The organism is Bacillus sp. SRI_025, from assembly GCF_057592095.1.
The window spans coordinates 618,202-640,827 of record NZ_JBYEGB010000002.1; the positions used below are offsets into that span (position 1 = coordinate 618,202).

The window sequence follows — 22,626 nt, forward strand, 5'->3', positions numbered from 1 at the left end:
ATATGACAGAGGAGCTCCGAATAGCCCGCAAATTTGGAGAGCATGTTTTTTCTGCCGATGCTTCTATGTTTTTTTGCTGATTCGTACGATCACTTAAAGACCATTTAATCCAGATCAATCGCGGCAATTTGCTGCAAGGACAGGTGGAGAACATCTTCATCATTGACGATTTTGATGCGCTGCGTTTCATAATGAATGGCTTTCACCCAGCCCCAAAACTGCTGTTTCATACCTGCTGCAGCATATGTCACGCAAATCGCTTGGTCCTCTGTAATCGACTGTGTGATCAAAAAATTCATTTCCTCTAGCCGATCAGTGCTCAGCGGAGGAGGCGTGTATTCTTTTTTCTTCCGTTTTTGAGCAAGCAGCTGTTCACGGTGCTCTGGTAGCATCATTCGGCTTGATTCCCACATGATGTTGTATCCAGGTGTTAATTTATTGGGATTCATGGCTGTTCGCCTCCGTTATTTGTAATGTCCACCAATTTTTTCGGCGCGGTGATACGCCTGCCCTGCGCTTGTTAGTGACGAAGCGTGCAAGAGCGCAGCAGGTCCATACTTCATATGGATGGCATCAAATACTTTGCTGAGTCTGTCTTTTTTTAAATGGTGATCAAATAAACTCAGCTGATATTGGCTGTCAGGCTGCAGCTGCGAGAGAGTAATACCTACACTGCGAATGGGCTGGCCGTCCCAGTGCTGCTGACATAGCTGAATGGCTGCGTCTGCAATATCTGTCCCGTACTGTGTGGGTGAATGGAGCTTGATTTGTCTATGAAATCCAGTCGGATGAGAAAAATCAGCGCCTCTTACGCCAACAGACACCGTTTGCCCAACATAATGCTTAAAGCGCGCACGTCTTGCCACTTCTTCACTCAATTCAAGAAGGGCGACTTTGATGTCCTCAAAGGACGCATAATCATGGGGAAGGGTCATATGATGCCCAACCGCTTTTTGCTGATCATGTGTGTGAAGAGTGACCGGGGAAGGGTCGTGTCCTAAAGCAGTTCGCTGCAGAAGCTCCCCGTTGATTCCCCAGCGCTTTTTTAGCCGGTCTAACGGATAAGTAGCAAGTGTCCCAATGGTACTGATGCCCATTCGTTTTAAATGGTGCTCCATTCGTTTACCGACGCCAAATAGTTTTCCAACCGGAAGCGGCCATAAATCAGCCGCCACCCGGTCTGCACGAAGCTCATAGATGCCAGATGTGTTTTTTTTAGCAAAATGGTCACAGGCCATTTTAGCGAGCACTTTATTAGGACCAATGCCAACGCGTGCGTAAATGCCCGTCTGGTTCATAATAGTCGTTTGTATATTTTGGGCGATCTCGCGGGGTGAACCGAGTAGTGTCACACTCCCCGTAATATCGAGAAACTGTTCATCAATTGAATAGGGTTCGACAAGATCTGTGTATTGTTCAAGCAGTTCTGTCATCATGACAGAAACATCAAGGTAGCGCTGCATACGTGGACGTACGACGACGGCTTCAGGGCATTTCTCCTGTGCTTCCCATAATCTTGATGCATTTTGTACGCCCCGTTTTTTAGCGAGCGGGCAGGCGGCAAGTACGACCCCGCTCCGCCGCTCAGGATCTCCTGAGACGATGAGCGGCACATCCTTCAAATGAGGAGCCTCCACTTTTTCGACCGACGCATAAAATGACTGCATATCCACAAGCAGAATGGCTCGTTCATTCATCATTTTCACCTCTTAGAACGTATGTTCTGTATATATTTTAACCGCCAGAAGGTGAAATTGATACTGGTAAATCATTCAAAGAGAAGAGTGTAAATCCATACAAAAAAGACGAAGTGTTTCCACTTCGTCTCATCTGTGTAAAATGAGCCATTTTAAGCATGTGCCAAGTTATTGGATGCTTGGAGCGGCTCAGAACGCAAACGATAGGCCGTTAGCTTTTTCTTAGGCTTATGAGTAAACTGCCGCACCACATCCACGTGGTCATCGTAATGATACAGATAAAGGGTCACATCATGCTTGCCAAGCTTTGTTTGCATGGTAAGCGGCGCTGGTCCTTCCTGCGGATGAAGAAAACGCTCTTCGTCACCAGGATAAATATAATAGCGTTCAATAAAGATCGCATCATTAAAATGTTGAATAATTTCAGATGTTTGCTGATCATCGAGTGGACGTCCTTGAAACGTCATCGTTGTTTGATCACTTGTTACTTTTGCATGCACCGCATAACGACTAAAAAGGCGTTCAACAACACCAGAAGGCAGCGAAGTGACAAGCAGCTTTAAAAGACTAAACACAACAAGTGAAGTAACAATCCAAACCAATATCATCATCTCCAATAAACTTTTGTTCCATTTCTTATATGAACAATTTTAACATAACAAAAGAATGGATCTTTCGCATAAAAAGTGAACTTTTTGAAATAAGTGTGAAGATTTAAAAGGAGATGACCGCGAAAAGACGAAGAACCAACAAAGCTGAAGGAAAAAAGGCTGATACATCACCTTTACAAACAATTGATCAGACAGGTAGACTATTGAAACAGTTGATTTTTTGTGAAACGGTACAGCTAAAAATGAAAAGGGGCGAGGCCATCATGATACGTCAAGTGAAGCCGTCAGATTTTTATGCGGTCACATCCGTCATTCAAAGCTGGTGGGGAGGCAGAGATTTGCGCGCAAAATTGCCAAAGCTATTTTTCGAACATTTTCAGCAAACAAGTTTTGTCGTTGTTGAAAAAGGTGAACTGATCGGCTTTTTAGTCGGTTTTTTATCGCAATCGCATTCAGATGAAGCGTATATTCACTTTGTGGGGGTACATCCAGACCACCGAAAATTGAAGATTGGCAAAATTCTCTATCAAGCGTTTTATGAAGCGGCTGAAAAGGAAGGAAGAACAACGATTAAGGCCATCACAGCTCCTGTCAATAAAGTCTCAATTGCTTACCATACAAAGCTCGGTTTTCAGATAGAAAAGGGAGATAAAACGGTCGATGGCATTTCAGTTTTTTCAGATTACGACGGCATTCATGAAGACAGGGTGCTGTTTGTGAAAAAGCTGGAGGCGAAAGCATGATCATTAGACTGAATCAAAAAAATAAAGAACAAGCAAAAGAGCTGTTACATATCCAATTGGCTGCATATCAGCGGGAGGCAGAGCAAATTGGCTATCAAGATTTACCGCCCTTAAAAGAAACGGTTAAAGACATAATAGAAACAAATGAGATTTTCATAGGATTTGAAAAAGAGGGGCATTTGTTAGGGATCGCTTCATATGAACTGCATGACGACCGGATCATCCTCAGCCGGTTAGCTGTGCATCCACATCATGTCAATCAAGGCATCGGGACAGCGCTCCTGCAATCCATCATCCAGCATCAAAAAACAATTGAGCTCACAACAGCGGAAGCAAATATACCAGCAATCAAGCTTTATGAAAAACTAGGGTTTAAACAGAAGGATCGTTTGCAGGTGGAAAACAATCTGATGTTAACAAAGATGGAACGTTTGATGCTTCGAAAAGTGGAAGTGATTGAATACCAAGCGAGCTGGCCAAAACAATTTCAAGATGAGCATGATAAGCTGAAAAAGATAGTTGGCGACAACTGGGTATATGGCCATCATATTGGCAGTACGTCAGTCATAGGAATGGCGGCTAAGCCAATTATTGATATATTGCTAGAGGTGAAGCATATCAGTCGCTTAGATGAATGTAACCACCTGTTTCGTCAGCTTGGATATGAACCGCTCGGAGAAAATGGACTCAAGGGAAGACGTTTTTTTAGAAAAGGCGGCTTGAATCGAACACATCACGTTCACGCCTATGAAGCTGGACATGATGATGTAAAAAGGCATTTGGTGTTCCGAGATTATTTAAAAGCTGCACCTGATCGTGCCAAAGCCTATGCCGATAAAAAGCGTCAATTGGCAAAAGCATATCCTGAAGATATGGCAAGTTATATGAAAGGAAAAGATGGGCTCATTAAAGAAATTGAACAAGAAGCGTACAATTGGTCAGACCAGTTAAAGAAAAACGATCAGACATAAGAGCTGGCAGGACGTGAACATGTTTAATTGATGACTGATATGTTACAATGTAACAATCAACGAAAAAAGGATGTTCGGCATGTATATTCATATAACAGAACCAGCAGCAGCGTACCTTACAAAACAACAAGCAGGGCATGAAACAAAAGAACTGCTCCTTCGATATGATTCAGATGGGTGCGGCTGTGCGGTAAGCGGTGTCCCAATGATTTGGCTCACAGGTGAAAGAACAGGCGAATGGGAAGAGCTCAAGCATAATCAGCTCTTTAAGCTGTACATACACACAGCACAAAAGGTCTTTTTTGACGAGGAAATGACGATTGATTTTAATGAAAAAGCCAACACACTCATGTTGAAAAGTCCTCAACAAATACTCAGCCCGAGAATGGGTATACTTGTAAAGTAAGGTGGAAATGTAGTGGATCAAAAGCTAAAAGTGATACAAAATACGGCACAAAATAAAACATGGGTGTCGTTTTTAAATAACAATCATCCCTATAGCCTTTTGCACTGGTCAATAGGTGGAATGGATTCGGTGAAAAAGGACGTTTGGCTTCTTCAAGATGAAGTCACATTTGAAACGGAAGAATTTCCAACGCTCGAATTAGCTGTCAATTGGATCAAAGAGAATATGGACCAAGTAACAGATGTATTATAAAAGCCCTTTTTCGAAAGGGTTTTTTTCGTGCGTTCATCATCTCATCAAACGGCACGGTTGTCTAATCTGAAAAATGATCTTTTGAAGCAAAAAAAGCAGTTTTTCAACAAACAATTCGACAAAATGAGCAAGCTGGAAATAAAAAAATAATGGCTGTAAATGCCGAAAAATAGGCATTCGCAGCGTTTATTGCGGGATACCGAAAACTTTGCGAAAAATGACATTTCATATTTCTTCCATTCGAGGAAATGTGATAGAATACAACATGTATCGTATATGAGAAGGGAGGTGCTAAAGTGAATTGAAGCTCAAGCTGTCATCGCCTCAGGTTGGAATCAAAATAAACGAATGGTATAGGCAGATTTGCGGATTTCATGTGATGAAAGCAGAGAAGCTGAAGGCGGAGATCGAGCAGGAAATCCTCGAAATGGAGCAGGATCAAAACTTGTTATTGTTTTACCAGCTGATGGATTTTCGCCACAAGGTAATGCTTGAATATTTTGAACCGGCAAAGAAAGCCTCGAATGATGAAGAGATTAAGAATTTGCTAGAAACGATCGAACATTCACAAACGAAATTAACGGATATGCTTGAATACTATGTTCATTTTTTCACAGGAATGTTTGAATTTGAACAGAGAAACTACTTAAGTGCCATTGCTTATTACCGCTCAGCAGAAAAAAAGCTCAATCTCATATCAGATGATATAGAAAGAGCAGAATTTTACTTTAAATTAGCAGAAATTTACTACCACATGAAACAAACCCACTTTTCGATGCACTATGCCTTGCAAGCGTTAGATACGTATTCTGCCTACAGAACGTACACGCTGAGAATCATCCACTGTGAATTTGTCATTGGTGCAAACTATGATGATTTGAAATGCTATGAACATGCATTGCCCTACTTTAAAAATGCTCTAAAGCGAGCACGCTCAATTGGAAACCCTCGAGTCATAGGTTCGGCCCTTTTCAACTTAGGTAACTGTTATTATCAAATGAACGATCTTGCGGAAGCAAGCCGTTATCTGAAAGACTCTATTGAAGTGTTTGAAAAGGAGAATTTAACCCATCTTAATCGCTCTCTAGACCCACTATTTATGCTGACACAAATCCTGTTTAAACAAAAACAAATAGAAGAGTCGTTAACCCTCTATCAACAAGGTATTATGAAGGCCTGTGAATTAGAAGATGAAATTTACATCTGCAAATTTCAGTTCTTAAAAGCATTGTACGTTGATGCAGACATAACAATCATAGACGATACATTAGACCTGCTCGAGGACAAGCGCTTATACCCAGATATTGAGGAATTGGCACTTGATGCGGCTCATTATTACAATGAGCTTGGACTGTTTGAAGTATCTACCCGGTTTTACGAAAGGAAAATTCAAGCCATATCAAAAATTCAAAATGGGGGTCATTTATATGAAAACGAGTTTGATAGTTCTTTTATTGGCAGCAACTGCAGGATTATCGGTCATGAGTCAGCAGCAATCGGAAGAGAGCCATATGGAGCTTGCGGGCAGACACCATACAACAGTGGTGACTATCGCATAAGTTAGCTCAAAAAGAGGGGACGAACTGCTGTTCATTCTCCTCTTTTATTTTCATTCAATTCAAATCTTTGAAGAAATGCTTGAATTTCTTGCTCATAAGCTTCCTTATTTTCGCTAAAAGACATTGCATGCGCACCATGTGGCGCAATAAACAACTGTTTGTCACCCTTTTTTCGTGCATATAACTGCTGACTTTGCTCACAGGGGATATAGTCGTCATGGCGGCTATGAATAAAAAGTACAGGTTCTTTCACATGATCGATCACATCAAGAGGGGAAACTTGCCGGATGCGGTATCCGTCCCGCCATTTTAACACTTGATCACTTAGTGGAAGAATCCATTGCCCTGAAAGGCGAAAATCTGTTTTTAATCGATACAGAAGCTGGTCCTCAAAAGAAGCAAAAGGGCAGTCTGCTATGTAAAAATTGGCGGTTGCTTCCGGCTTCGCAGCATATAACAAGGTCGTGACTGCACCCATTGATTCTCCGTGTATCCCAATGATGGCACTTTCTCCGAGTTTTTGTCTGAGCCACTTTACGATCTTTGCTAGATCTTCTTTTTCATAATATCCATAACTCGTGGTTTTCCCGCCGCTCATCCCGTGTCTTCTATGATCATAAAGCAGCACATTCCATCCGAGCTTTTGGAATAATTTCATATACTTAACGGAATTAATCAAACTGACTGTCACACCGTGGCAAAGTACGATTGTGCGTGTTGTATGAGGATGCGGCACAAAATAGCCATGTAGATTATAACCAAATGCTGAAGGAATACACACTTTCTCTTTCTTAAGCTCCTGAAATTCCTCGTGATGATAATGGCCTCCATCTGATTCTCGTTTGATGAGCTCTTCATCCGTTAATTTTCGAATATACATCATTTTATTGGTGAAAAAAATGCCGATGACAGCGAGTGGACATAATATGAAGGCAAATATAGCGATCCATTTCTTCATCTAGCCGATTCTTCCTTTCCGAAGTTTTTTCTATGACGATCATACCACATCTTGGTAGATTGGCGTGCCTCTTGCTCAGAAAATAAAACGGATGATACACTAAGTCAAAAGGAGAGAGGCACAATGAAAAAGACCAAGCAGGATCAAGCGAAATTAAAGGACGGCATAAAGGACGATGTCAAACAGCAGCTTCTTCAAATGAAACAGAACCTCGCCGTTGAAACAGAAAAAAGAGAAGAACAAAAACGACAAGACCTCCTTCGGCAGCAGAAAGAAAAAGAAAAAAACAAAAGCTTTTCAGAGCTGCTAGATGAAAGCCATTTAGACTGGAGAAAGTATAAAAGCTAAAAAGGGAGCAATGATGCTTCCTTTTTTTTATGTCATCATCCTTGAGATAGATCCACAGAGTCCATAAAGAGAAAAGCATTTTTGCCTCCTTCACATCACTTCATTTCAGAATCGCGACAGTATGATTTTTTAAACGAAATCCCATAGCTTATGTTTGAAACAGAAATAAAAAGGTGAGTATTGATTTATTTAAATTCCTTTTTATTGAAAATATGGTTATTAAGACCCTTTTGGTAGAAGGTCGTTCTTCTTATAATGAAGGTGTGTTACAAAATTTGGGAATGGAGATGATTCACGTGAAATTGAGAAAAACAATGGCTGGAGTCGCTTTATCTTTAGGATTGCTTTTACCTGTTTCTGGACAAGCTCTTGCAACAAATGAGTTAACGAATGCAGATGTGAGTACAAAGGCTACTTCAATTGTAGATTGTTCTGTAACTCCTTTTAAAGGTGCAAGTAATCGATTATGTATGCATTCAGATAATGGTTCTTTTGCAAATAGTTTCAGTCGTTTTGGTACCACATTTTATCTTAAAGGCAAATCTGGAAATTATGCATATTACGAAAGTGCAAGATAAGACAACGGGGCTTTTAGCCCCTCCTTATTTTATATAGAGAAAACATAAAAAAATGTAGAAAAACATGAGTTTTTCTACATTCTGACGAGATAAATGATGTGATTTTTTCTTATTAGGATCGGTGCGCTTCATACACAAATGGTTTTGTATAGTAAGTTACTGCTTTGACTTCTTGGTCACTTAAAGAACGTGCATTTGCTGCTGCTATGTTTTCTTTTAACTGATCCACCGAGCTCGCGCCAAATACAACGGAACTGACCGCAGAATGTTTCAGTATATACTGAATGGACAGTTCAGTGAGTGATAGGTCATAAGCGACTTTCTTTAAAGAAGGAATGATCTGCTGAAGCTCTTCAAATGAATATTGAAGATAGCCGTTTTTTTGAATCGCTGCACTTGCTTGAGAAAGTGGTTTTTCAGTTAATAATCCTTTCGCTAAAGGACCTCTTGCGACGACGCTAATGCTTTGTTCTTCAAGAAGAGAGAACCATTCTTCCGGGCGGCGGTCGAGTAAGCTATATTGCATCATCACGCTTACGATATTGGACTTTTTGGCATATTCTTTAATGACATTTGGGCGGATAGATGAAATGCCATAATAGCGAATAACGCCTTCCTCTACTAATTCTTCAAAAGCCTCAATGGTTTCATCAATGGGGTCATCAATCGTGCCTCCGTGCAATTGATATAAATCAATATAATCTGTTTGAAGCCGCTTGAGGCTTTGTTTTACTGCTTCCTTTATGTACACCTTTGAAGGGTCCCAGTCCCAGCCTGGTTTGCCTTTTTCAAAACGGTTGCCGCCTTTTGTCGCCAAAATCAAATCTTGCCGTCTATTTTTGATGGCTTCCCCAACAATTTCCTCATTTGTCCCAAAATCATATAAATCGGCTGTATCCAAATAGTTAATTCCGAGATCAATGGCCTCATCTAATAAAGAGAGCGCTTTTTCTTTATCAGTCCCAAGAGACATGCATCCTAGTGCCGCCTCGCTCACTAAAAGATCTGAGGTGCCAATACGTCTTTTTTTCAATTCCATCACACTCCTATCCTTTCACATTAAGTGAAAAAAATCAGGAATTCAAGCTAGGTGATTTCAAATGGCGCATTGAAGCAAGCGTTTCGCTTTTCGCTTCTCTTAAATCATCTATGTTAAAATAAATGAAGTAAAAAGTGAAAGTAGAACGAGGAGCTGACAAAATTGAAGGACTTTGAAGAAAAAACATTATCGTCGAAAGAATTATACAACGGAAAAATCATTGATTTGGTACTTGAAGATGTAGAATTGCCTAACGGAAAACAAGGCAAACGCGAAATCATTAAACATCCTGGTGCAGTAGCTGTAATTGCACGTACAGACGAAAATAAAATCATCTTGGTCAAACAATACCGTAAAGCACTAGAGAGAGCCATCGTTGAAATTCCGGCTGGAAAACTAGAAAAAGGGGAAGAGCCGGCACATACAGCATTAAGAGAATTAGAAGAAGAAACAGGATATACAACTCAGCAGCTTCAAAAGCTGACGGCCTTTTATACATCACCTGGTTTTGCAGATGAAATTGTTCACATTTATCTAGCAGATCAGCTAGTTCCGCTTGAAGAAAAAAGAGAGCTGGATGAAGATGAATTTGTCGAAGTAATGGAAGTTTCATTAGAAGAAGCCTTGCACCTCATTGAACAGCAGCATATTTACGATGCAAAAACAGCCTATGCCATTCAATACTTACAACTGCAAGAGGTACTTGAGTCAACAAAATGAAGGAATTTTTTGCAGACATCCATATTCATATTGGCAGAACAAGAACAGGCAGAGCTGTCAAAATTACAGGTGCAAGGTCATTGACAATTGACCAAATTCTCATTGAAGCAGCGGAAAGTAAAGGGATGGGGATGATTGGTGTGATTGATGCACAATCTCCAGAAGTCTTAGAAGAGTTAATAGAGGGTGTAGAGGAAGGCCGGTACACGGAACTAAATGACGGCGGTCTCTCATTTGGACCGACAGTGCTGCTTTTAGGCAGTGAATTAGAGATCAATGATGACCATTCAAAGGGTCCAATTCATGTGCTGGCATTTATGCCCACACTACACAAAATGTCTGAGTTCTCCGCATGGCTTTCGCTTCATATGAAAAATGTGCATTTGAGTTCACAACGCCTCTATGTTGATGGGAAAACACTTCAGCGCAAAGTAAAAGAGCTAGGAGGATTGTTTATTCCTGCTCATATTTTTACGCCGCATAAAAGTCTATACGGCAAAGGGGTCAGCACTTCTTTAACGGAAGTATTTGATCCTGACCTTATTGATGCTGTTGAGCTTGGTCTTAGCTGTGATACGTCAATGGCGTCCCAGCTGAGTGAGCTGAACCGGTATCCCTTTTTAACGAATTCAGATGCTCATTCTTTAGGGAAAATCGCGCGAGAATATACCAAAATCAAAATGGATCATGCCTCTTTTGCCGAATTCAAGCTAGCCCTTGAAGAAAAAGATGGCAGAGCTGTCACAGGAAATTATGGACTTGCTCCACGGCTTGGGAAGTACTATCATACGACCTGCGAGAAATGCGGGGTAAGACCTCACGCATCAGATCAGGAAGAGTGCCACGAATGCGGACATACCCGGATGACAAAAGGAGTAAGTGAGCGTTTAAAAGAGCTTGCTGACCAAGAAAGTGAAAAAAGAATGAGACCTCCTTATGTTCATCAGCTCCCGCTTCAGTTTATTCCGGGTGTTGGACCTAAAACGCTGGAGAAGCTAAAAGCCGTGTTTCACACAGAGATGAATATTCTGCATCAAGCAACAGAACAAGAACTAAAAGCCGTTTTGCCAGAAAAGATAGCGGGCTACATCATCAAAGCAAGAAAGGGCGAAGTCGGACTAATCGCTGGTGGAGGCGGAGTGTACGGTAAGGTGGATATCAATCATGAGTCACATTAAATGGACATGTCAAACGTTTGAACAATTGTCAAAAGAGGATCTTTACTTGATTCTTATGGAAAGAGTCAACGTGTTTGTTGTAGAACAAACATGCCTTTACCCTGAAATTGATCACAGGGACCAAGAAGCAATTCATCTCATCGCAAAAGAGAATGGCACCATTGTGGCTTATTGCCGAATTTTTCAAAACGGGATCGTGTACAAAGAGGCGTCCATCGGCCGCGTTCTTGTGACGCAGGCCGGCCGGAAAAAAGGGTATGGAAAGATGCTGCTCATCAAGGCTTTGGAAAAGCTTAGTGAACTAGGTGAAACAAGTGTCAAAATACAGGCGCAGGCCTACCTGAAGTCATTTTACGAATCATTTGGTTTCAAGGCCGTCTCAGATGTTTATGATGAAGATGGGATTCCGCATCTTGATATGGTAAAAACAGAAAGATAGACGTATTTACGTCTATCTCAGCGTGTAGACAAACCCTTGCATTCGTTGTCAGGTCTGCGCTCCGGTGCTCACGAATGTCAAATTCGCTCCGCTCCAGTGCTCGTCCTTCCTAGACTTCAAAGGTTTTCTATCACGCTGAAGATGAAAGAAGACAAAGGGCTAAAATAAAGATCATTTTAGCCCTTTGTCAACAATCTGAGATAGACGTATTTACGTCTATCTTTTTTATGTAACATCGTGTATCATAACGTCAACGAAAGGGGTTTTGCCAAATGGGAAAAAGCAAAGCAAAGAAAAAACGAGAGCATATCCAAAGACAGCACAGCCGTAATCCAGAACTGTCGAGAGGAAACATGCCGCATTTTAGCACACACGAAAGGAAGACAAAAACAAAACAAGAAGTCTTGCAGCACATGATGAAAAAACATAAAGGACGAAATGCTTATGATCACTATCAAGAGGATCATAAGCATTTTTATTTTGCTTTTTTGTGAAAACTAGATCAAATAAATGGAAAAATTTTTAAAAATAGGACAAACGGTCGTTTCTTTTTGTCTAAAAATGTAGTTAAATGACAAAAAGAAACGAAAGGGAGAGTGAGTATTGTGAACGTCAAGTCATTTGGAGCAGGGCTTTGTATGGCAAGTGTGCTTGTGGCATCGGTCATGTTTGGCGCGTCAGATATTTCTGCAAAGGAACAAGCAAAAAAAGAGTACATGATCGGCTTTTCTTCTTCCGTTCAAGACAAAATACAAAAACAGCTTGTAGAAGAAGCTGGCGGGCATGTGAAAGAATCCATAGAGCAAATAGATATGATGAAAGTGTCGTTGAATGAGACATCAAAAAAGAAACTGAATGAAGCAAAAGAAGTGACCTTCATTGAGGAAGACCAAAAAGCAAAAACAAGCAGTCAAACTGTTCCATATGGCATCAAAAGCATCAAAGCACAAAAGGTACATAAACAAGGATACGCTGGACAGAATGTCAAAGTAGCAGTTCTTGACAGCGGTATCGACGGCAAACATGAGGATTTACATGTCACCGGCGGGGTGAGCTTTGTACCGACAGAGTCCGATCCGCTTGTAGATCCGCATAAACATGGGACGCATGTGGCAGGGACAATTGCCGCTTTAGATAATAAGGTAGGTGTCGTTGGTGTTGCGCCAAAAGCCTCTATCTATGCTGTTAAGGTGGCAGATGAAAATGGTGACGGTTACTATAGCTGGATCATAAAAGGGATTGAATGGGCCATTGAGAATGACATGGATGTCATCAATATTAGTATGGGGGGAGCAAGTGAATCTGAGGCGCTGAAAGAAGCGGTAGATCGAGCGTATGATAAAGGGATTCTCATTGTGGCTTCTGCAGGGAATGAAGGAAGTTATGGCTCTCTCAATACGATTGACTATCCGGCTAAATACAGCTCCGTGATGGCTGTTGCCTCTGTTGACCAAAAAAAGCAAAGAGCTTTTGATTCATCTGTTGGCGAAGAACTGGAAGTCTCAGCACCAGGCGTTTCAACGCTGAGCACCATTCCTCATAACGAATACGGCTACATGAGCGGAACGTCAATGGCATCACCGCATATAACGGGCGCTGCGGCTGTCATTCTATCAAAACATCCGAATCTGACAAACGATGAAGTGCGTGAGAGACTGTCAAAAACGGCGACAAAACTTGGAGAACCTTTTTATTACGGTGCCGGGCTTGTGAACGTACAAAAAGCCGCACGATAAATGAAAAAGAGAAAGCAGTGAGCAGGCTGCTTTCTCTTTTTTCTTTCAATAAAACTGTCATGTTTCGTAATCTCTCTCATAGAATCTAGTAACCTTACGATTTGGGAGGAAGACACATGCGGAAAAAGTCTTGGAAGGAGCATCTTCTTCAGCACGTAAAAGATCATCTCTCGATTTATTTATTTGTCTCTGTACTCTTTTTAATGGGTGTGATCTTCGGTGCCATCATTGTCAATAGCATGACATTCAGCCAGAAAGAGGATTTATTCTATTATTTAAATCAATTTTTTGGTCAGCTGACGAATGAGAAAGCAGCAGAATCAAAAGAAATGTTTTTACAAAGCTTCCTGCATCATATGAAATATTTAGGCCTTATGTGGATACTGGGAATATCCATCATTGGTCTGCCGCTCATCTTTCTCATGATCTTTTTAAAAGGAATTGTTGTTGGATTTACTGTTGGTTTTCTCGTGAATCAAATGGGGCTGAGTGGATTTTTTCTCTCGTTTGTATCGGTGCTTCCGCAAAACATTCTGCTTATTCCAGCCTATTTAGTGATTGGCACCTGTGCGATTGCGTTTTCCATCCGTCTCATTGGACAGCTCTTCATGAAAAAAACCATCAGTCAAGCACCCGTCCAGTGGTTTGGCCGGTATGCATCGGTTCTGCTGATGATTTTAGCGCTTGCTGCACTTTCATCTTTTTTTGAATCGTACATATCATTCATGCTGATGAAAAAGCTGGCAGGTATTCTTTTATAATTGTTATTAATTAATAATCAATTTATTTATCAATTTAAAATGATTATAGTTGGCTCTCAGCACATCATTTGATATAATGATCAAGTAATGTGGCGTAGGAGGGAAAGTCAATGGAAAATAGGATTGATCGAATTAAGAAACAGCTTCATTCTTCCAGCTACAAGCTCACGCCACAGCGTGAAGCCACAGTAAGAGTACTGCTTGAGAATGAAGAAGACCATTTAAGTGCAGAAGATGTATACCTCCTCGTAAAAGAGAAGTCTCCTGAAATTGGTCTTGCTACTGTTTATCGGACGTTAGAATTGCTCACTGAACTGAAAGTTGTTGATAAAATTAACTTTGGAGACGGCGTTTCGCGATATGATCTTCGCAAAGAAGGAGCCGCTCACTTCCATCACCATCTTGTCTGCATGGAATGCGGAACAGTCGATGAGATAGAAGATGATTTATTAGAAGATGTCGAAGAGATTATTGAACGTGACTGGAAATTTAAAATTAAGGATCATAGATTGACATTCCATGGTATTTGCCACCGGTGTCATGATGATGAATCCGGCAAATAATCCGAATTGGAACCTTTTCATTTAAGATGAAGAGGTTTTTTGCATTTTCGCTGTATATTCCTTGTCCTACCTGGCATATGCTGAAGTAATGAGAAGGTGAGAAAGGACTTGAAGATCATGGGAAAATGGCTCAAAACAACAGGTGAAGTGATCAAAGTATTTATCTTGTTCACAGGTTTTACCGTCCTGTTCTATTATGCTATGATATGGATAAATTCAGAATATGAAAGCTACCATCGTTATGATAAACCAGAGGGTGCAGCAATTAAAGTGATGGAAATGGATCAGCCGAATCAAGACAATTGGCAAGACCGATTGATTTATTTTTATCAAAACGGGGAGTAGAAATCATTGAACGATCAATTATCCGACTTTATTCATTTTATGACCGTAGAGAGAGGACTCTCTGAAAATACCATTGTTTCTTATAAAAGAGATTTGCAGAACTACTTGTCTTTTTTAATGACACATGAACAGCTGACGGATATTAGCGATGTCACGCGCCTGCATATCATTCATTATTTAAAGCAGTTAAAAGAGGAAGGGAAATCGAGTAAAACGTCTGTACGGCATCTATCATCGATCCGTTCCTTTCATCAATTTTTGCTTCGGGAAAAAGTGACAACGGATGACCCGTCATGGAACATTGAAACGCAAAAAACAGAGCGGACATTACCGAAAGTTCTATCATTAGGGGAGGTCGAAAAACTGCTTGATACACCAAATCAGCACACTCCCTTTGACTACCGAGACAAAGCAATGCTTGAGCTCTTATATGCAACAGGCATTCGCGTCAGTGAAATGCTGGATCTGACCCTTGCAGATGTGCACCTCACAATGGGCTTTATCCGCTGTTTTGGAAAAGGAAGAAAAGAGCGAATTGTGCCAATCGGTGAAGCTGCCGCAAGCGCAATTGAAGAATATATCGAAAAGGGAAGAAGCAAGCTGTTAAAAAAACAGCCGTCCGATGCCCTGTTTCTCAATCATCACGGGAAAAAAATGTCGCGCCAGGGCTTCTGGAAGAACTTAAAGAAACGAGCCATTGAAGCAGGGATTCAAAAGGAGCTGACGCCTCATACGCTCAGACATTCATTTGCTACACACCTGCTTGAAAACGGTGCGGACTTAAGAGCTGTACAGGAGATGCTCGGACATGCCGATATCTCAACAACACAAATTTATACACATGTGACGAAAACAAGACTGAAAGATGTGTATCACAAATTCCATCCAAGGGCATAAGTAAAGCATGACACGATGAACGGGTGTCATGCTTTTTCATCTTTACACCGTTTATGGTTGTCAACTGGCTTGTAAACGGTTTATACTTGAGATGTCTGACCTCTTACTGTTTGTAAGGTCAAAAGACAAGAATATTGAAGGAGGCGCTTTTTAATGCCTGATTATCAGTATAAACGCATTTTCCTCGTCGTAATGGATTCAGTAGGGATTGGGGAAGCACCAGATGCTGCTGATTTTAATGATGTAGGTGCAGATACACTTGGACATATTGCTGAAAAAATGAACGGGCTTCATATGCCGAATATGGCGAAGCTTGGGCTGAGTCATATTAAAGAAATCAAAGGAATTCCAGCGGATGAAAAACCGCTTGCGTATTATGGAAAAATGCAAGAAGCATCAAATGGTAAAGACACAATGACAGGGCATTGGGAAATCATGGGTCTTTACATAGACACACCGTTCAAAGTCTTTCCAGACGGATTCCCAGATGAACTATTAAATGAATTAAAAGAAAAAACTGGCCGAGGTATTATTGGAAATAAACCTGCGTCTGGTACGGAAATTTTAGATGAGCTTGGCGAAGAGCACATGAAAACAGGCGATTTAATCGTTTATACATCTGCGGATTCTGTGCTGCAAATTGCTGCGCACGAAGAAGTTGTGCCATTAGATGAGCTTTACCGTATTTGTGAAATTGCCCGTGAACTCACATTAGATGAAAAATATATGGTTGGACGGATTATCGCTCGTCCGTTTGTCGGAGAGCCTGATGCTTTTGTTAGAACACCAAACCGTCATGATTATGCGTTAAAACCATTTGACCGTACAGTCATGAATGAACTCAAAGATGATGGGCTCGATGTCATTGCGATCGGAAAAATCTCTGATATTTATGACGGCGAAGGAATCACATCATCTCTTAGAACAAAATCGAACATGGATGGAATGGACAAGCTGGTCGATACACTTAAAACAGACTTTACAGGACTCAGCTTTTTGAACCTTGTTGATTTTGACGCTCTTTACGGACATAGAAGAGATCCAGAGGGTTATGGAAAAGCATTAGAGGAATTTGACGCACGTCTTCCTGAAGTGTTTGACCTGTTGAAAGAAGATGATCTTCTTGTGATCACAGCAGATCATGGAAATGACCCGATTCATCACGGAACAGATCATACAAGAGAATACGTTCCGCTCATTGCTTACAGCAAAAAGCATCAGGAAGCAAATGAACTGCCAACAGCAAAAACGTTTGCTGATCTTGGGGCAACCGTTGCAGATAATTTCAAATCAGCAATGCCTAAATACGGAACAAGCTTTTTATCTAAACTCAAATAGGGGGAAATCTCGTGGGAGCACAGTTTTCAGAAGCGGCGGCATATATTAAACAAGCATCGACATATGTACCAACAGTTGGATTGATTTTAGGATCAGGGCTTGGCATTTTAGCAGATGAGATTGAAAATCCAATCAAAATAAAATATGAAGATATTCCCGGATTCCCTGTTTCAACAGTAGAGGGACATGCAGGGCAGCTCGTGATCGGAACGCTGAAAGGCACTGTCGTTTGCGCGATGCAAGGACGTTTTCATTTCTATGAAGGGTATGATATGAAGCAAGTGACGTTTCCTGTCCGTGTGATGAAAGAAATTGGTATTGAAACATGCATTGTCACAAATGCAGCCGGCGGAGTGAATACTTCATTCCGTCCAGGAGACCTCATGCTGATCACAGATCATATCAATATGATGGGAACCAATCCATTAATTGGCCCAAATGACAGTCAAGGCGTTCGTTTCCCTGATATGTCTGCACCGTACGATAAAGAATTGCTGGCACTTGCAGCAGAAACAGCCCAGCGTTTAGGTATATCTGTACAGCAGGGGGTTTATGCAGGGATGACAGGCCCTTCATATGAAACACCTGCTGAAGTTCGTTTCCTTAGAACGCTTGGAGCAGATGCGGTAGGAATGTCGACTGTTCCAGAAGTCATTGTTGCGCGTCATGCAGGAATCAAAGTACTTGGCATTTCATGCATTTCCAATGCGGCATCTGGTATTTTGGATCAGCCGCTGTCACATAATGAAGTGATCGAAGTAACGGAAAAAGTGAAAGCAAGTTTTCTTGATTTAGTAAAAGACATTGTCAAACAACTTTCATAGCATGTGTCCAGAAGCCTTCTGCTACCCAAGCAGAAGGCTTTTTTTATTTGCAATCATACGATCTCTGAATAAAACAGCCTGTATGAGGAAAAAATAGAAAGGATTACGATAATGGAGGTCTGCCACTTGAAACGTCATATATGTGCATTGTTTATTTTAATGATCCTTATCTCAATGGTTTCACCATCAGCGATAGCAAAAGAAAAGATAGAAAAACCAGGAGAAAAACAAACATCAGAATTGGCACACGAAGCCAAATCAGCGATCTTAATAGAACGAGACACGGGAAAGGTCCTTTACAACAAAAACAGCGATGAAAAGCTTGCACCCGCAAGTATGACCAAAATCATGACGATGCTTCTCATCATGGAAGCCCTTGATCAGGGTAAACTAAAAATGACAGACAAGGTCAGAACGAGCGACTATGCAGCGTCCATGGGAGGGTCGCAAATCTTCCTTGAACCAGGAGAAGAAATGACCGTGAAAGAAATGCTGAAAGGTATTGCGATTGCGTCAGGAAATGATGCTTCAGTTGCCATGGCAGAGCATATTGCAGGATCTGAAGAACAGTTCGTAGAGCAGATGAACAAAAGGGCGAAAGAGCTTGGCCTCACCTCAACAGTCTTTCAAAACCCAACAGGACTTCCTGAAAAAGACCATTACAGCACAGCTCACGATATGGCAATAATGGCGAAAGAGCTGTTGAAATATGAACAAATCACCAAATTCACAGGTGTCTACGAAGACTATCTACGGCAAAACACAGATAAAAAATTCTGGCTTGTAAACACAAACCGTCTGATTAAATTTTATCCAGGTGTCGATGGGGTGAAAACCGGTTTTACAGGCGAAGCGAAATACTGTTTAACTGCATCTGCTAAAAAAGGCAACATGCGCGTCATTGCGGTTGTCTTCGGTGCAAGCACCCCGAAAGACAGAAACGCTCAGGTAGTCAAAATGCTGGACTACGCATTTAGTCAATATACGACTCATCCGCTTTACAAACGAGGGCAAGATGTGGCGGAGGTCAAAGTGAGCAAAGGGAAAAAGAAAAATATTCAGCTCGTTACTTCTGAACCGATCTCCCTTCTAACGAAAAAAGGCGAAAATGTGGATCAGATCAAAAAAGAAATCAAATTGTCTCATGATGTCAAGGCTCCATTTTCAAAAGGAACGGAACTTGGTACGATCGTCTTGAAAAAAGACGGAAAAGTGCTGCATGAAAGTCCTGTAGAAGCAAAAGAAGGAATGGAAAAGGCAGGCATTTGGACTTTCTTCAAACGAGCAATGGCTGATTTTGTGAAATGGAAATAAAAGGCGAAAGGCTGCTGAAATGGGCAGTCTTTTTGCTATGAGGAAAAAGAAAAGAACATCTAAATGTGACGAATGGTCACTAGTTTTGTCATGGTGAAGGATTTACTTCATATAAAAGAGAAACACTCTTTATCCGAAATTAGAGCAAGGAGGAATAAAAAGATGAGCCTTGGTATTGATTTTCAAGTAAAAGAGAGCGTACTTTGCATTCGGTTAACAGGAGAGCTCGATCATCACTCCGCAGAAACATTGAGACAAAAGGTGACGAATTATTTGGAAACAGAGGACATTCGCCACATTGTGCTGAATCTGGCTGATTTATCGTTTATGGACAGCTCTGGACTCGGAGTGATTTTAGGAAGATATAAAGAAATTAAGCAGCTCGGCGGAGAAATGGTCGTCTGTGCCATCTCGCCAGCAGTGAATCGGTTATTTGATATGTCTGGTTTGTTTAAAATCATTCGTATGGAGCCTTCAGAGCAAACGGCTTTGCAAACATTGGGGGTGGCGTCATGAGAAATGAAATGAATCTGACTTTTTCGGCATTAAGCCAAAATGAATCGTTTGCGAGGGTGACAGTCGCGGCGTTTATCGCTCAGCTTGATCCGACTTTAGATGAATTAACAGAAATCAAGACCGTCGTATCCGAGGCAGTGACAAACTCCATCATCCATGGCTATGATGGGAATCCAGATGGCAAGGTGCATATCCATGTCACATTAGATGATCATGTCGTCTATCTCACCATCCGTGACGAAGGCATGGGTATTACCGATCTTGAGGAAGCAAGACAGCCGCTTTTTACAACAAAACCAGACTTAGAGCGCTCTGGAATGGGCTTTACCATCATGGAGAATTTTATGGATGATGTCATGGTGGACTCATCTCCAGAAATGGGCACGACCATCCGTTTAACAAAGCATCTATCAAAAAGCAAAGCGCTTTGTAATTAAAGGAGCTGCTCATATGGATGTGGAGGTAAAAAAGCAAGCTAAAAAAGCCCAGCTGTCAAATGATGAAGTCAAAGAGCTCATCAAAAAAAGCCAAGACGGTGATCAGCAAGCAAGAGACCTCCTCGTAGAAAAAAACATGCGTCTTGTTTGGTCCGTTGTTCAGCGCTTTTTAAATAGGGGATATGAACCAGATGATCTGTTTCAGATTGGCTGTATTGGACTGTTGAAATCTGTGGATAAATTTGATTTGTCATATGATGTAAAGTTTTCAACGTACGCCGTCCCAATGATCATCGGGGAAATTCAGCGATTCATTCGAGATGATGGGACGGTTAAAGTGAGCCGGTCATTAAAGGAACTTGGAAATAAAATCCGGCGGGCAAGGGATGAATTGTCTAAGTCTCATGGAAGAATGCCGACCGTTCAAGAAATTGCCGAATACCTTGATATCACACCAGAGGATGTCGTCCTCGCCCAAGAAGCGGTCCGCTCACCATCATCCATTCATGAAACAGTGTATGAAAATGATGGGGATCCGATAACATTGCTTGATCAAATTGCCGATCATTCTGAAGAAAGATGGTTTGACAAAATTGCTCTGAAAGAAGCGATCAAGGAATTAGAAGAAAGGGAAAAACTCATTGTGTATTTAAGGTATTATAAAGACCAGACACAATCTGAGGTTGCAGAAAGACTTGGCATTTCACAGGTGCAAGTCTCACGGCTTGAAAAGAAAATTTTAAAGCAAATCCAAATGCAAATGGATCAAAAAGACAGCTAGCCAATTCGGCTGGCTTTTTTTGTGTGGTAATTACCGGTAAATCAAGTTCTATCAGTATGAGAACCATTTTTCACCACATACTATTTTTAACCCCTCGTATAGGAAGTGACTTGGATGGACGGACAAATCTTTATTCGGCTGCGCCATCGAATCAAGACTGGAATAGATCAGCTCATTTATTTAGAGGATGTCGCCCAAATCACTGGTGATGAGTTTGCTGTGCAAAAGCTTAGCAAAATGCCGGTGTATCATGTCAGCAAAAAGGATCGTCACATCGCCGTTCTTGATATCATGCATGTCGTCAAAACGATCAAAAAAACGTGGCCGGATATCGACATTCAAACCGTTGGCGGCTCTGAGGCCATTGTTGAAATTGATACAGGCAAACGCCAGCTTTCTCCCGTTTTATTTGTGTTTGTATGGCTTCTATTATTTGTCGGAGCGGCGCTTGCCATTATGAATTTCCACGAGGATGTCAGTATGCGGCTCGTTCATATCCGCCTATATGAAATGATCACAGGGAAAACGGTTGAGCATCCGTATTTATTACAAATTCCATATAGCTTTGGACTCGGCCTTGGGATGATTTTGTTTTTCAATCATGTATTTAAAAAGCGTTTAAATGAAGAACCAAGTCCGCTCGAAGTGGAAATGTTTAAATATCAGCTCGATCTCGATCATTATGTCGCACTCAATGAAAATAAAGAAACATTGAAGGATATCCATGATCGGTAAATGGCTTTTTGTCGTACTCGTTGGACTTGGCGGCGGTTTAACAGTCGGAGCAGGATTTGTGGCATTTCTTACAGTGCTTGGCATCATTCCCCGCTTAATGCAATTAACCAAAACGCAGCGCTTCATACAAGGGTACGAGGCGGCAGTCATTAGCGGGGCGGTTGTTGGCGGCTGGGCCACCTTAAGTCAAATACATCTGCATTTAACCAAATGGCTGGCGCTGCCGGTCGGTCTTTTATCAGGCATCTTTGTCGGCATGCTTGCAGCTGCACTTACTGAAGTATTAAATGTACTTCCTATATTAACGAAAAGAATTGGAATGGACGGGAAAATTGTTTTGCTGCTCATGGCCATCGTCTTAGGAAAGATATTTGGTTCACTATTTCATTGGCTTATTTATATTTAAGAAATTGGAGGGAACAACACGTGTCGAGTTTAAAAGAGAACTATCCATCTAAGGTGAAAACATATCAGCCCAAACCTCCTTATGTCCTCAACTGCATCAAGGCGTTTTTAGTTGGCGGCTTAATCTGTCTAATAGGAGAGGGGCTGCAAAATTTCTATATCCACTTTTTTGATTTTAATGAAAAGACAGCAGGGAACCCGACGGTGGCAACCCTCATTTTAATTTCTTCTATATTAACTGGAATCGGTATTTACGATAAGATCGGCCAGTTTGCTGGAGCGGGATCAGCTGTACCGGTAACAGGCTTCGCTAACAGTATGACAAGTGCTGCCCTTGAGCATAAAAGTGAAGGGCTTGTTTTAGGTGTTGCCACAAATATGTTTAAACTAGCTGGGAACGTCATTGTGTTCGGTGTCGTCTCGGCATATATCGTAGGGATCATTCGATACATCTTCGAAAAGATGTTTTCGTAGG

General features: G+C 41.3%; 30 protein-coding genes. 25 read left to right on the forward strand and 5 right to left on the reverse strand.

Annotated features, from left to right (window positions below; genetic code table 11):
* Positions 1–104: 104 nt before the first annotated feature.
* From AC20OE_RS08140 to AC20OE_RS08150, 3 genes are all read right to left on the reverse strand, one after another.
* Positions 105–449: a YolD-like family protein gene (locus tag AC20OE_RS08140; RefSeq protein ID WP_099663352.1), complete on the reverse strand. Its 345-nt coding sequence runs from the start codon at positions 447–449 to the stop codon at positions 105–107.
* A gap of 15 nt (positions 450–464) precedes the next feature.
* Entirely contained in the window at positions 465–1,697 is a 1,233-nt protein-coding gene (locus tag AC20OE_RS08145) for a DNA polymerase IV (RefSeq protein WP_039179722.1), read from the reverse strand.
* Between the two features lie 152 nt (positions 1,698–1,849).
* The gene (locus AC20OE_RS08150) at positions 1,850–2,299 is read right to left on the reverse strand and encodes a YfmQ family protein (protein ID WP_047202240.1); all 450 of its coding nucleotides are present in this window, start codon (positions 2,297–2,299) and stop codon (positions 1,850–1,852) included.
* Between the two features lie 272 nt (positions 2,300–2,571).
* On the opposite strand from AC20OE_RS08150, the gene AC20OE_RS08155 reads away from it, so the two are divergent.
* The 5 genes from AC20OE_RS08155 to AC20OE_RS08175 all read left to right on the forward strand — a co-directional run bounded on the left by AC20OE_RS08155 (position 2,572) and on the right by AC20OE_RS08175 (position 6,244).
* Positions 2,572–3,051, forward strand: a complete 480-nt coding sequence (locus tag AC20OE_RS08155) for a GNAT family N-acetyltransferase (protein ID WP_024428048.1) — start codon at positions 2,572–2,574, stop codon at positions 3,049–3,051.
* On the forward strand, positions 3,048–4,022 hold the full coding sequence (locus AC20OE_RS08160; protein WP_487268791.1) for a GNAT family N-acetyltransferase: 975 nt from the start codon (positions 3,048–3,050) through the stop codon (positions 4,020–4,022). Before AC20OE_RS08155 ends, AC20OE_RS08160 begins: the two co-directional genes overlap by 4 nt.
* 79 nt (positions 4,023–4,101) lie before the next feature.
* Positions 4,102–4,428 carry an iron-sulfur cluster biosynthesis family protein gene (locus AC20OE_RS08165; RefSeq protein ID WP_039179713.1) on the forward strand — a complete coding sequence of 109 codons (327 nt, stop codon included), beginning with the start codon at positions 4,102–4,104 and terminating at the stop codon, positions 4,426–4,428.
* A 12-nt stretch (positions 4,429–4,440) separates the two neighbouring features.
* A complete protein-coding gene (locus tag AC20OE_RS08170; protein ID WP_024422884.1) occupies positions 4,441–4,680 on the forward strand; it encodes a YqkC family protein in 240 nt (79 codons plus the stop codon).
* Between the two features lie 301 nt (positions 4,681–4,981).
* Positions 4,982–6,244, forward strand: coding sequence for a response regulator aspartate phosphatase (locus tag AC20OE_RS08175; RefSeq protein WP_024428051.1), 1,263 nt, complete (start codon positions 4,982–4,984; stop codon positions 6,242–6,244).
* A gap of 26 nt (positions 6,245–6,270) precedes the next feature.
* Here the strand turns inward: AC20OE_RS08175 and AC20OE_RS08180 are convergent, their stop codons facing one another.
* Complete coding sequence (locus AC20OE_RS08180; protein WP_151284400.1) at positions 6,271–7,197, reverse strand: alpha/beta hydrolase; 927 nt, start codon at positions 7,195–7,197, stop codon at positions 6,271–6,273.
* A gap of 123 nt (positions 7,198–7,320) precedes the next feature.
* Between AC20OE_RS08180 and AC20OE_RS08185 the strand changes: the two genes are divergently transcribed.
* Both AC20OE_RS08185 and AC20OE_RS08190 read left to right on the forward strand, forming a co-directional pair.
* Positions 7,321–7,545 (forward strand): YqkE family protein, encoded by a 225-nt coding sequence (locus AC20OE_RS08185; RefSeq protein ID WP_039179706.1) that lies wholly within the window; start codon positions 7,321–7,323, stop codon positions 7,543–7,545.
* Positions 7,546–7,718: 173 nt separating this feature from the next.
* Positions 7,719–8,123, forward strand: a complete 405-nt coding sequence (locus AC20OE_RS08190) for an antimicrobial peptide LCI (protein WP_231746874.1) — start codon at positions 7,719–7,721, stop codon at positions 8,121–8,123.
* 112 nt (positions 8,124–8,235) lie between these two features.
* On the opposite strand, the gene AC20OE_RS08195 is transcribed toward AC20OE_RS08190, so the two are convergent.
* Entirely contained in the window at positions 8,236–9,156 is a 921-nt protein-coding gene (locus tag AC20OE_RS08195) for an aldo/keto reductase (protein ID WP_126681630.1), read from the reverse strand.
* A gap of 168 nt (positions 9,157–9,324) precedes the next feature.
* Here AC20OE_RS08195 and AC20OE_RS08200 point away from each other — a divergent pair, with 168 nt between their 5' ends.
* The 18 genes from AC20OE_RS08200 (at position 9,325) to spoVAC (ending at position 22,625) form a co-directional block, all read left to right on the forward strand.
* A complete protein-coding gene (locus tag AC20OE_RS08200) occupies positions 9,325–9,882 on the forward strand; it encodes an NUDIX hydrolase (protein WP_034622377.1) in 558 nt (185 codons plus the stop codon).
* A complete protein-coding gene (locus AC20OE_RS08205; RefSeq protein ID WP_059377145.1) occupies positions 9,879–11,060 on the forward strand; it encodes a TIGR00375 family protein in 1,182 nt (393 codons plus the stop codon). Before AC20OE_RS08200 ends, AC20OE_RS08205 begins: the two co-directional genes overlap by 4 nt.
* A complete protein-coding gene (locus AC20OE_RS08210) occupies positions 11,047–11,499 on the forward strand; it encodes a GNAT family N-acetyltransferase (protein WP_059377142.1) in 453 nt (150 codons plus the stop codon). The genes AC20OE_RS08205 and AC20OE_RS08210 overlap by 14 nt, the downstream gene beginning before the upstream one ends.
* A gap of 272 nt (positions 11,500–11,771) precedes the next feature.
* The gene (locus AC20OE_RS08215) at positions 11,772–11,993 is read left to right on the forward strand and encodes a hypothetical protein (RefSeq protein WP_039179694.1); all 222 of its coding nucleotides are present in this window, start codon (positions 11,772–11,774) and stop codon (positions 11,991–11,993) included.
* A 111-nt stretch (positions 11,994–12,104) separates the two neighbouring features.
* Positions 12,105–13,235 carry a S8 family peptidase gene (locus AC20OE_RS08220; RefSeq protein ID WP_082700864.1) on the forward strand — a complete coding sequence of 377 codons (1,131 nt, stop codon included), beginning with the start codon at positions 12,105–12,107 and terminating at the stop codon, positions 13,233–13,235.
* A gap of 116 nt (positions 13,236–13,351) precedes the next feature.
* A complete protein-coding gene (gene spoIIM, locus AC20OE_RS08225; RefSeq protein ID WP_039179689.1) occupies positions 13,352–13,996 on the forward strand; it encodes a stage II sporulation protein M in 645 nt (214 codons plus the stop codon).
* 110 nt (positions 13,997–14,106) lie between these two features.
* A complete protein-coding gene (gene fur, locus AC20OE_RS08230; RefSeq protein ID WP_003215577.1) occupies positions 14,107–14,559 on the forward strand; it encodes a ferric iron uptake transcriptional regulator in 453 nt (150 codons plus the stop codon).
* A gap of 117 nt (positions 14,560–14,676) precedes the next feature.
* Positions 14,677–14,904 carry a YqzK family protein gene (locus AC20OE_RS08235; protein ID WP_024422871.1) on the forward strand — a complete coding sequence of 76 codons (228 nt, stop codon included), beginning with the start codon at positions 14,677–14,679 and terminating at the stop codon, positions 14,902–14,904.
* Positions 14,905–14,910: 6 nt separating this feature from the next.
* Complete coding sequence (gene xerD, locus AC20OE_RS08240; protein WP_039179686.1) at positions 14,911–15,801, forward strand: site-specific tyrosine recombinase XerD; 891 nt, start codon at positions 14,911–14,913, stop codon at positions 15,799–15,801.
* Positions 15,802–15,954: 153 nt separating this feature from the next.
* On the forward strand, positions 15,955–17,139 hold the full coding sequence (gene deoB / locus AC20OE_RS08245) for a phosphopentomutase (RefSeq protein ID WP_487268792.1): 1,185 nt from the start codon (positions 15,955–15,957) through the stop codon (positions 17,137–17,139).
* Between the two features lie 11 nt (positions 17,140–17,150).
* Complete coding sequence (locus AC20OE_RS08250) at positions 17,151–17,963, forward strand: purine-nucleoside phosphorylase (RefSeq protein ID WP_487268793.1); 813 nt, start codon at positions 17,151–17,153, stop codon at positions 17,961–17,963.
* Between the two features lie 159 nt (positions 17,964–18,122).
* On the forward strand, positions 18,123–19,277 hold the full coding sequence (locus AC20OE_RS08255) for a D-alanyl-D-alanine carboxypeptidase family protein (protein ID WP_487268815.1): 1,155 nt from the start codon (positions 18,123–18,125) through the stop codon (positions 19,275–19,277).
* Positions 19,278–19,439: 162 nt separating this feature from the next.
* Entirely contained in the window at positions 19,440–19,793 is a 354-nt protein-coding gene (gene spoIIAA / locus AC20OE_RS08260; protein ID WP_024422866.1) for an anti-sigma F factor antagonist, read from the forward strand.
* Complete coding sequence (spoIIAB, locus tag AC20OE_RS08265; protein WP_024422865.1) at positions 19,790–20,230, forward strand: anti-sigma F factor; 441 nt, start codon at positions 19,790–19,792, stop codon at positions 20,228–20,230. Before spoIIAA ends, spoIIAB begins: the two co-directional genes overlap by 4 nt.
* Before the next feature lie 13 nt (positions 20,231–20,243).
* Positions 20,244–21,011, forward strand: coding sequence for an RNA polymerase sporulation sigma factor SigF (sigF, locus tag AC20OE_RS08270; protein WP_024422864.1), 768 nt, complete (start codon positions 20,244–20,246; stop codon positions 21,009–21,011).
* 114 nt (positions 21,012–21,125) lie between these two features.
* Positions 21,126–21,746 carry a stage V sporulation protein AA gene (locus tag AC20OE_RS08275; RefSeq protein ID WP_059377134.1) on the forward strand — a complete coding sequence of 207 codons (621 nt, stop codon included), beginning with the start codon at positions 21,126–21,128 and terminating at the stop codon, positions 21,744–21,746.
* Entirely contained in the window at positions 21,736–22,152 is a 417-nt protein-coding gene (locus AC20OE_RS08280; protein ID WP_039179670.1) for a stage V sporulation protein AB, read from the forward strand. The genes AC20OE_RS08275 and AC20OE_RS08280 overlap by 11 nt, the downstream gene beginning before the upstream one ends.
* A 20-nt stretch (positions 22,153–22,172) precedes the next feature.
* Entirely contained in the window at positions 22,173–22,625 is a 453-nt protein-coding gene (gene spoVAC / locus AC20OE_RS08285) for a stage V sporulation protein AC (RefSeq protein ID WP_059377133.1), read from the forward strand.
* Position 22,626 lies beyond the last annotated feature (1 nt).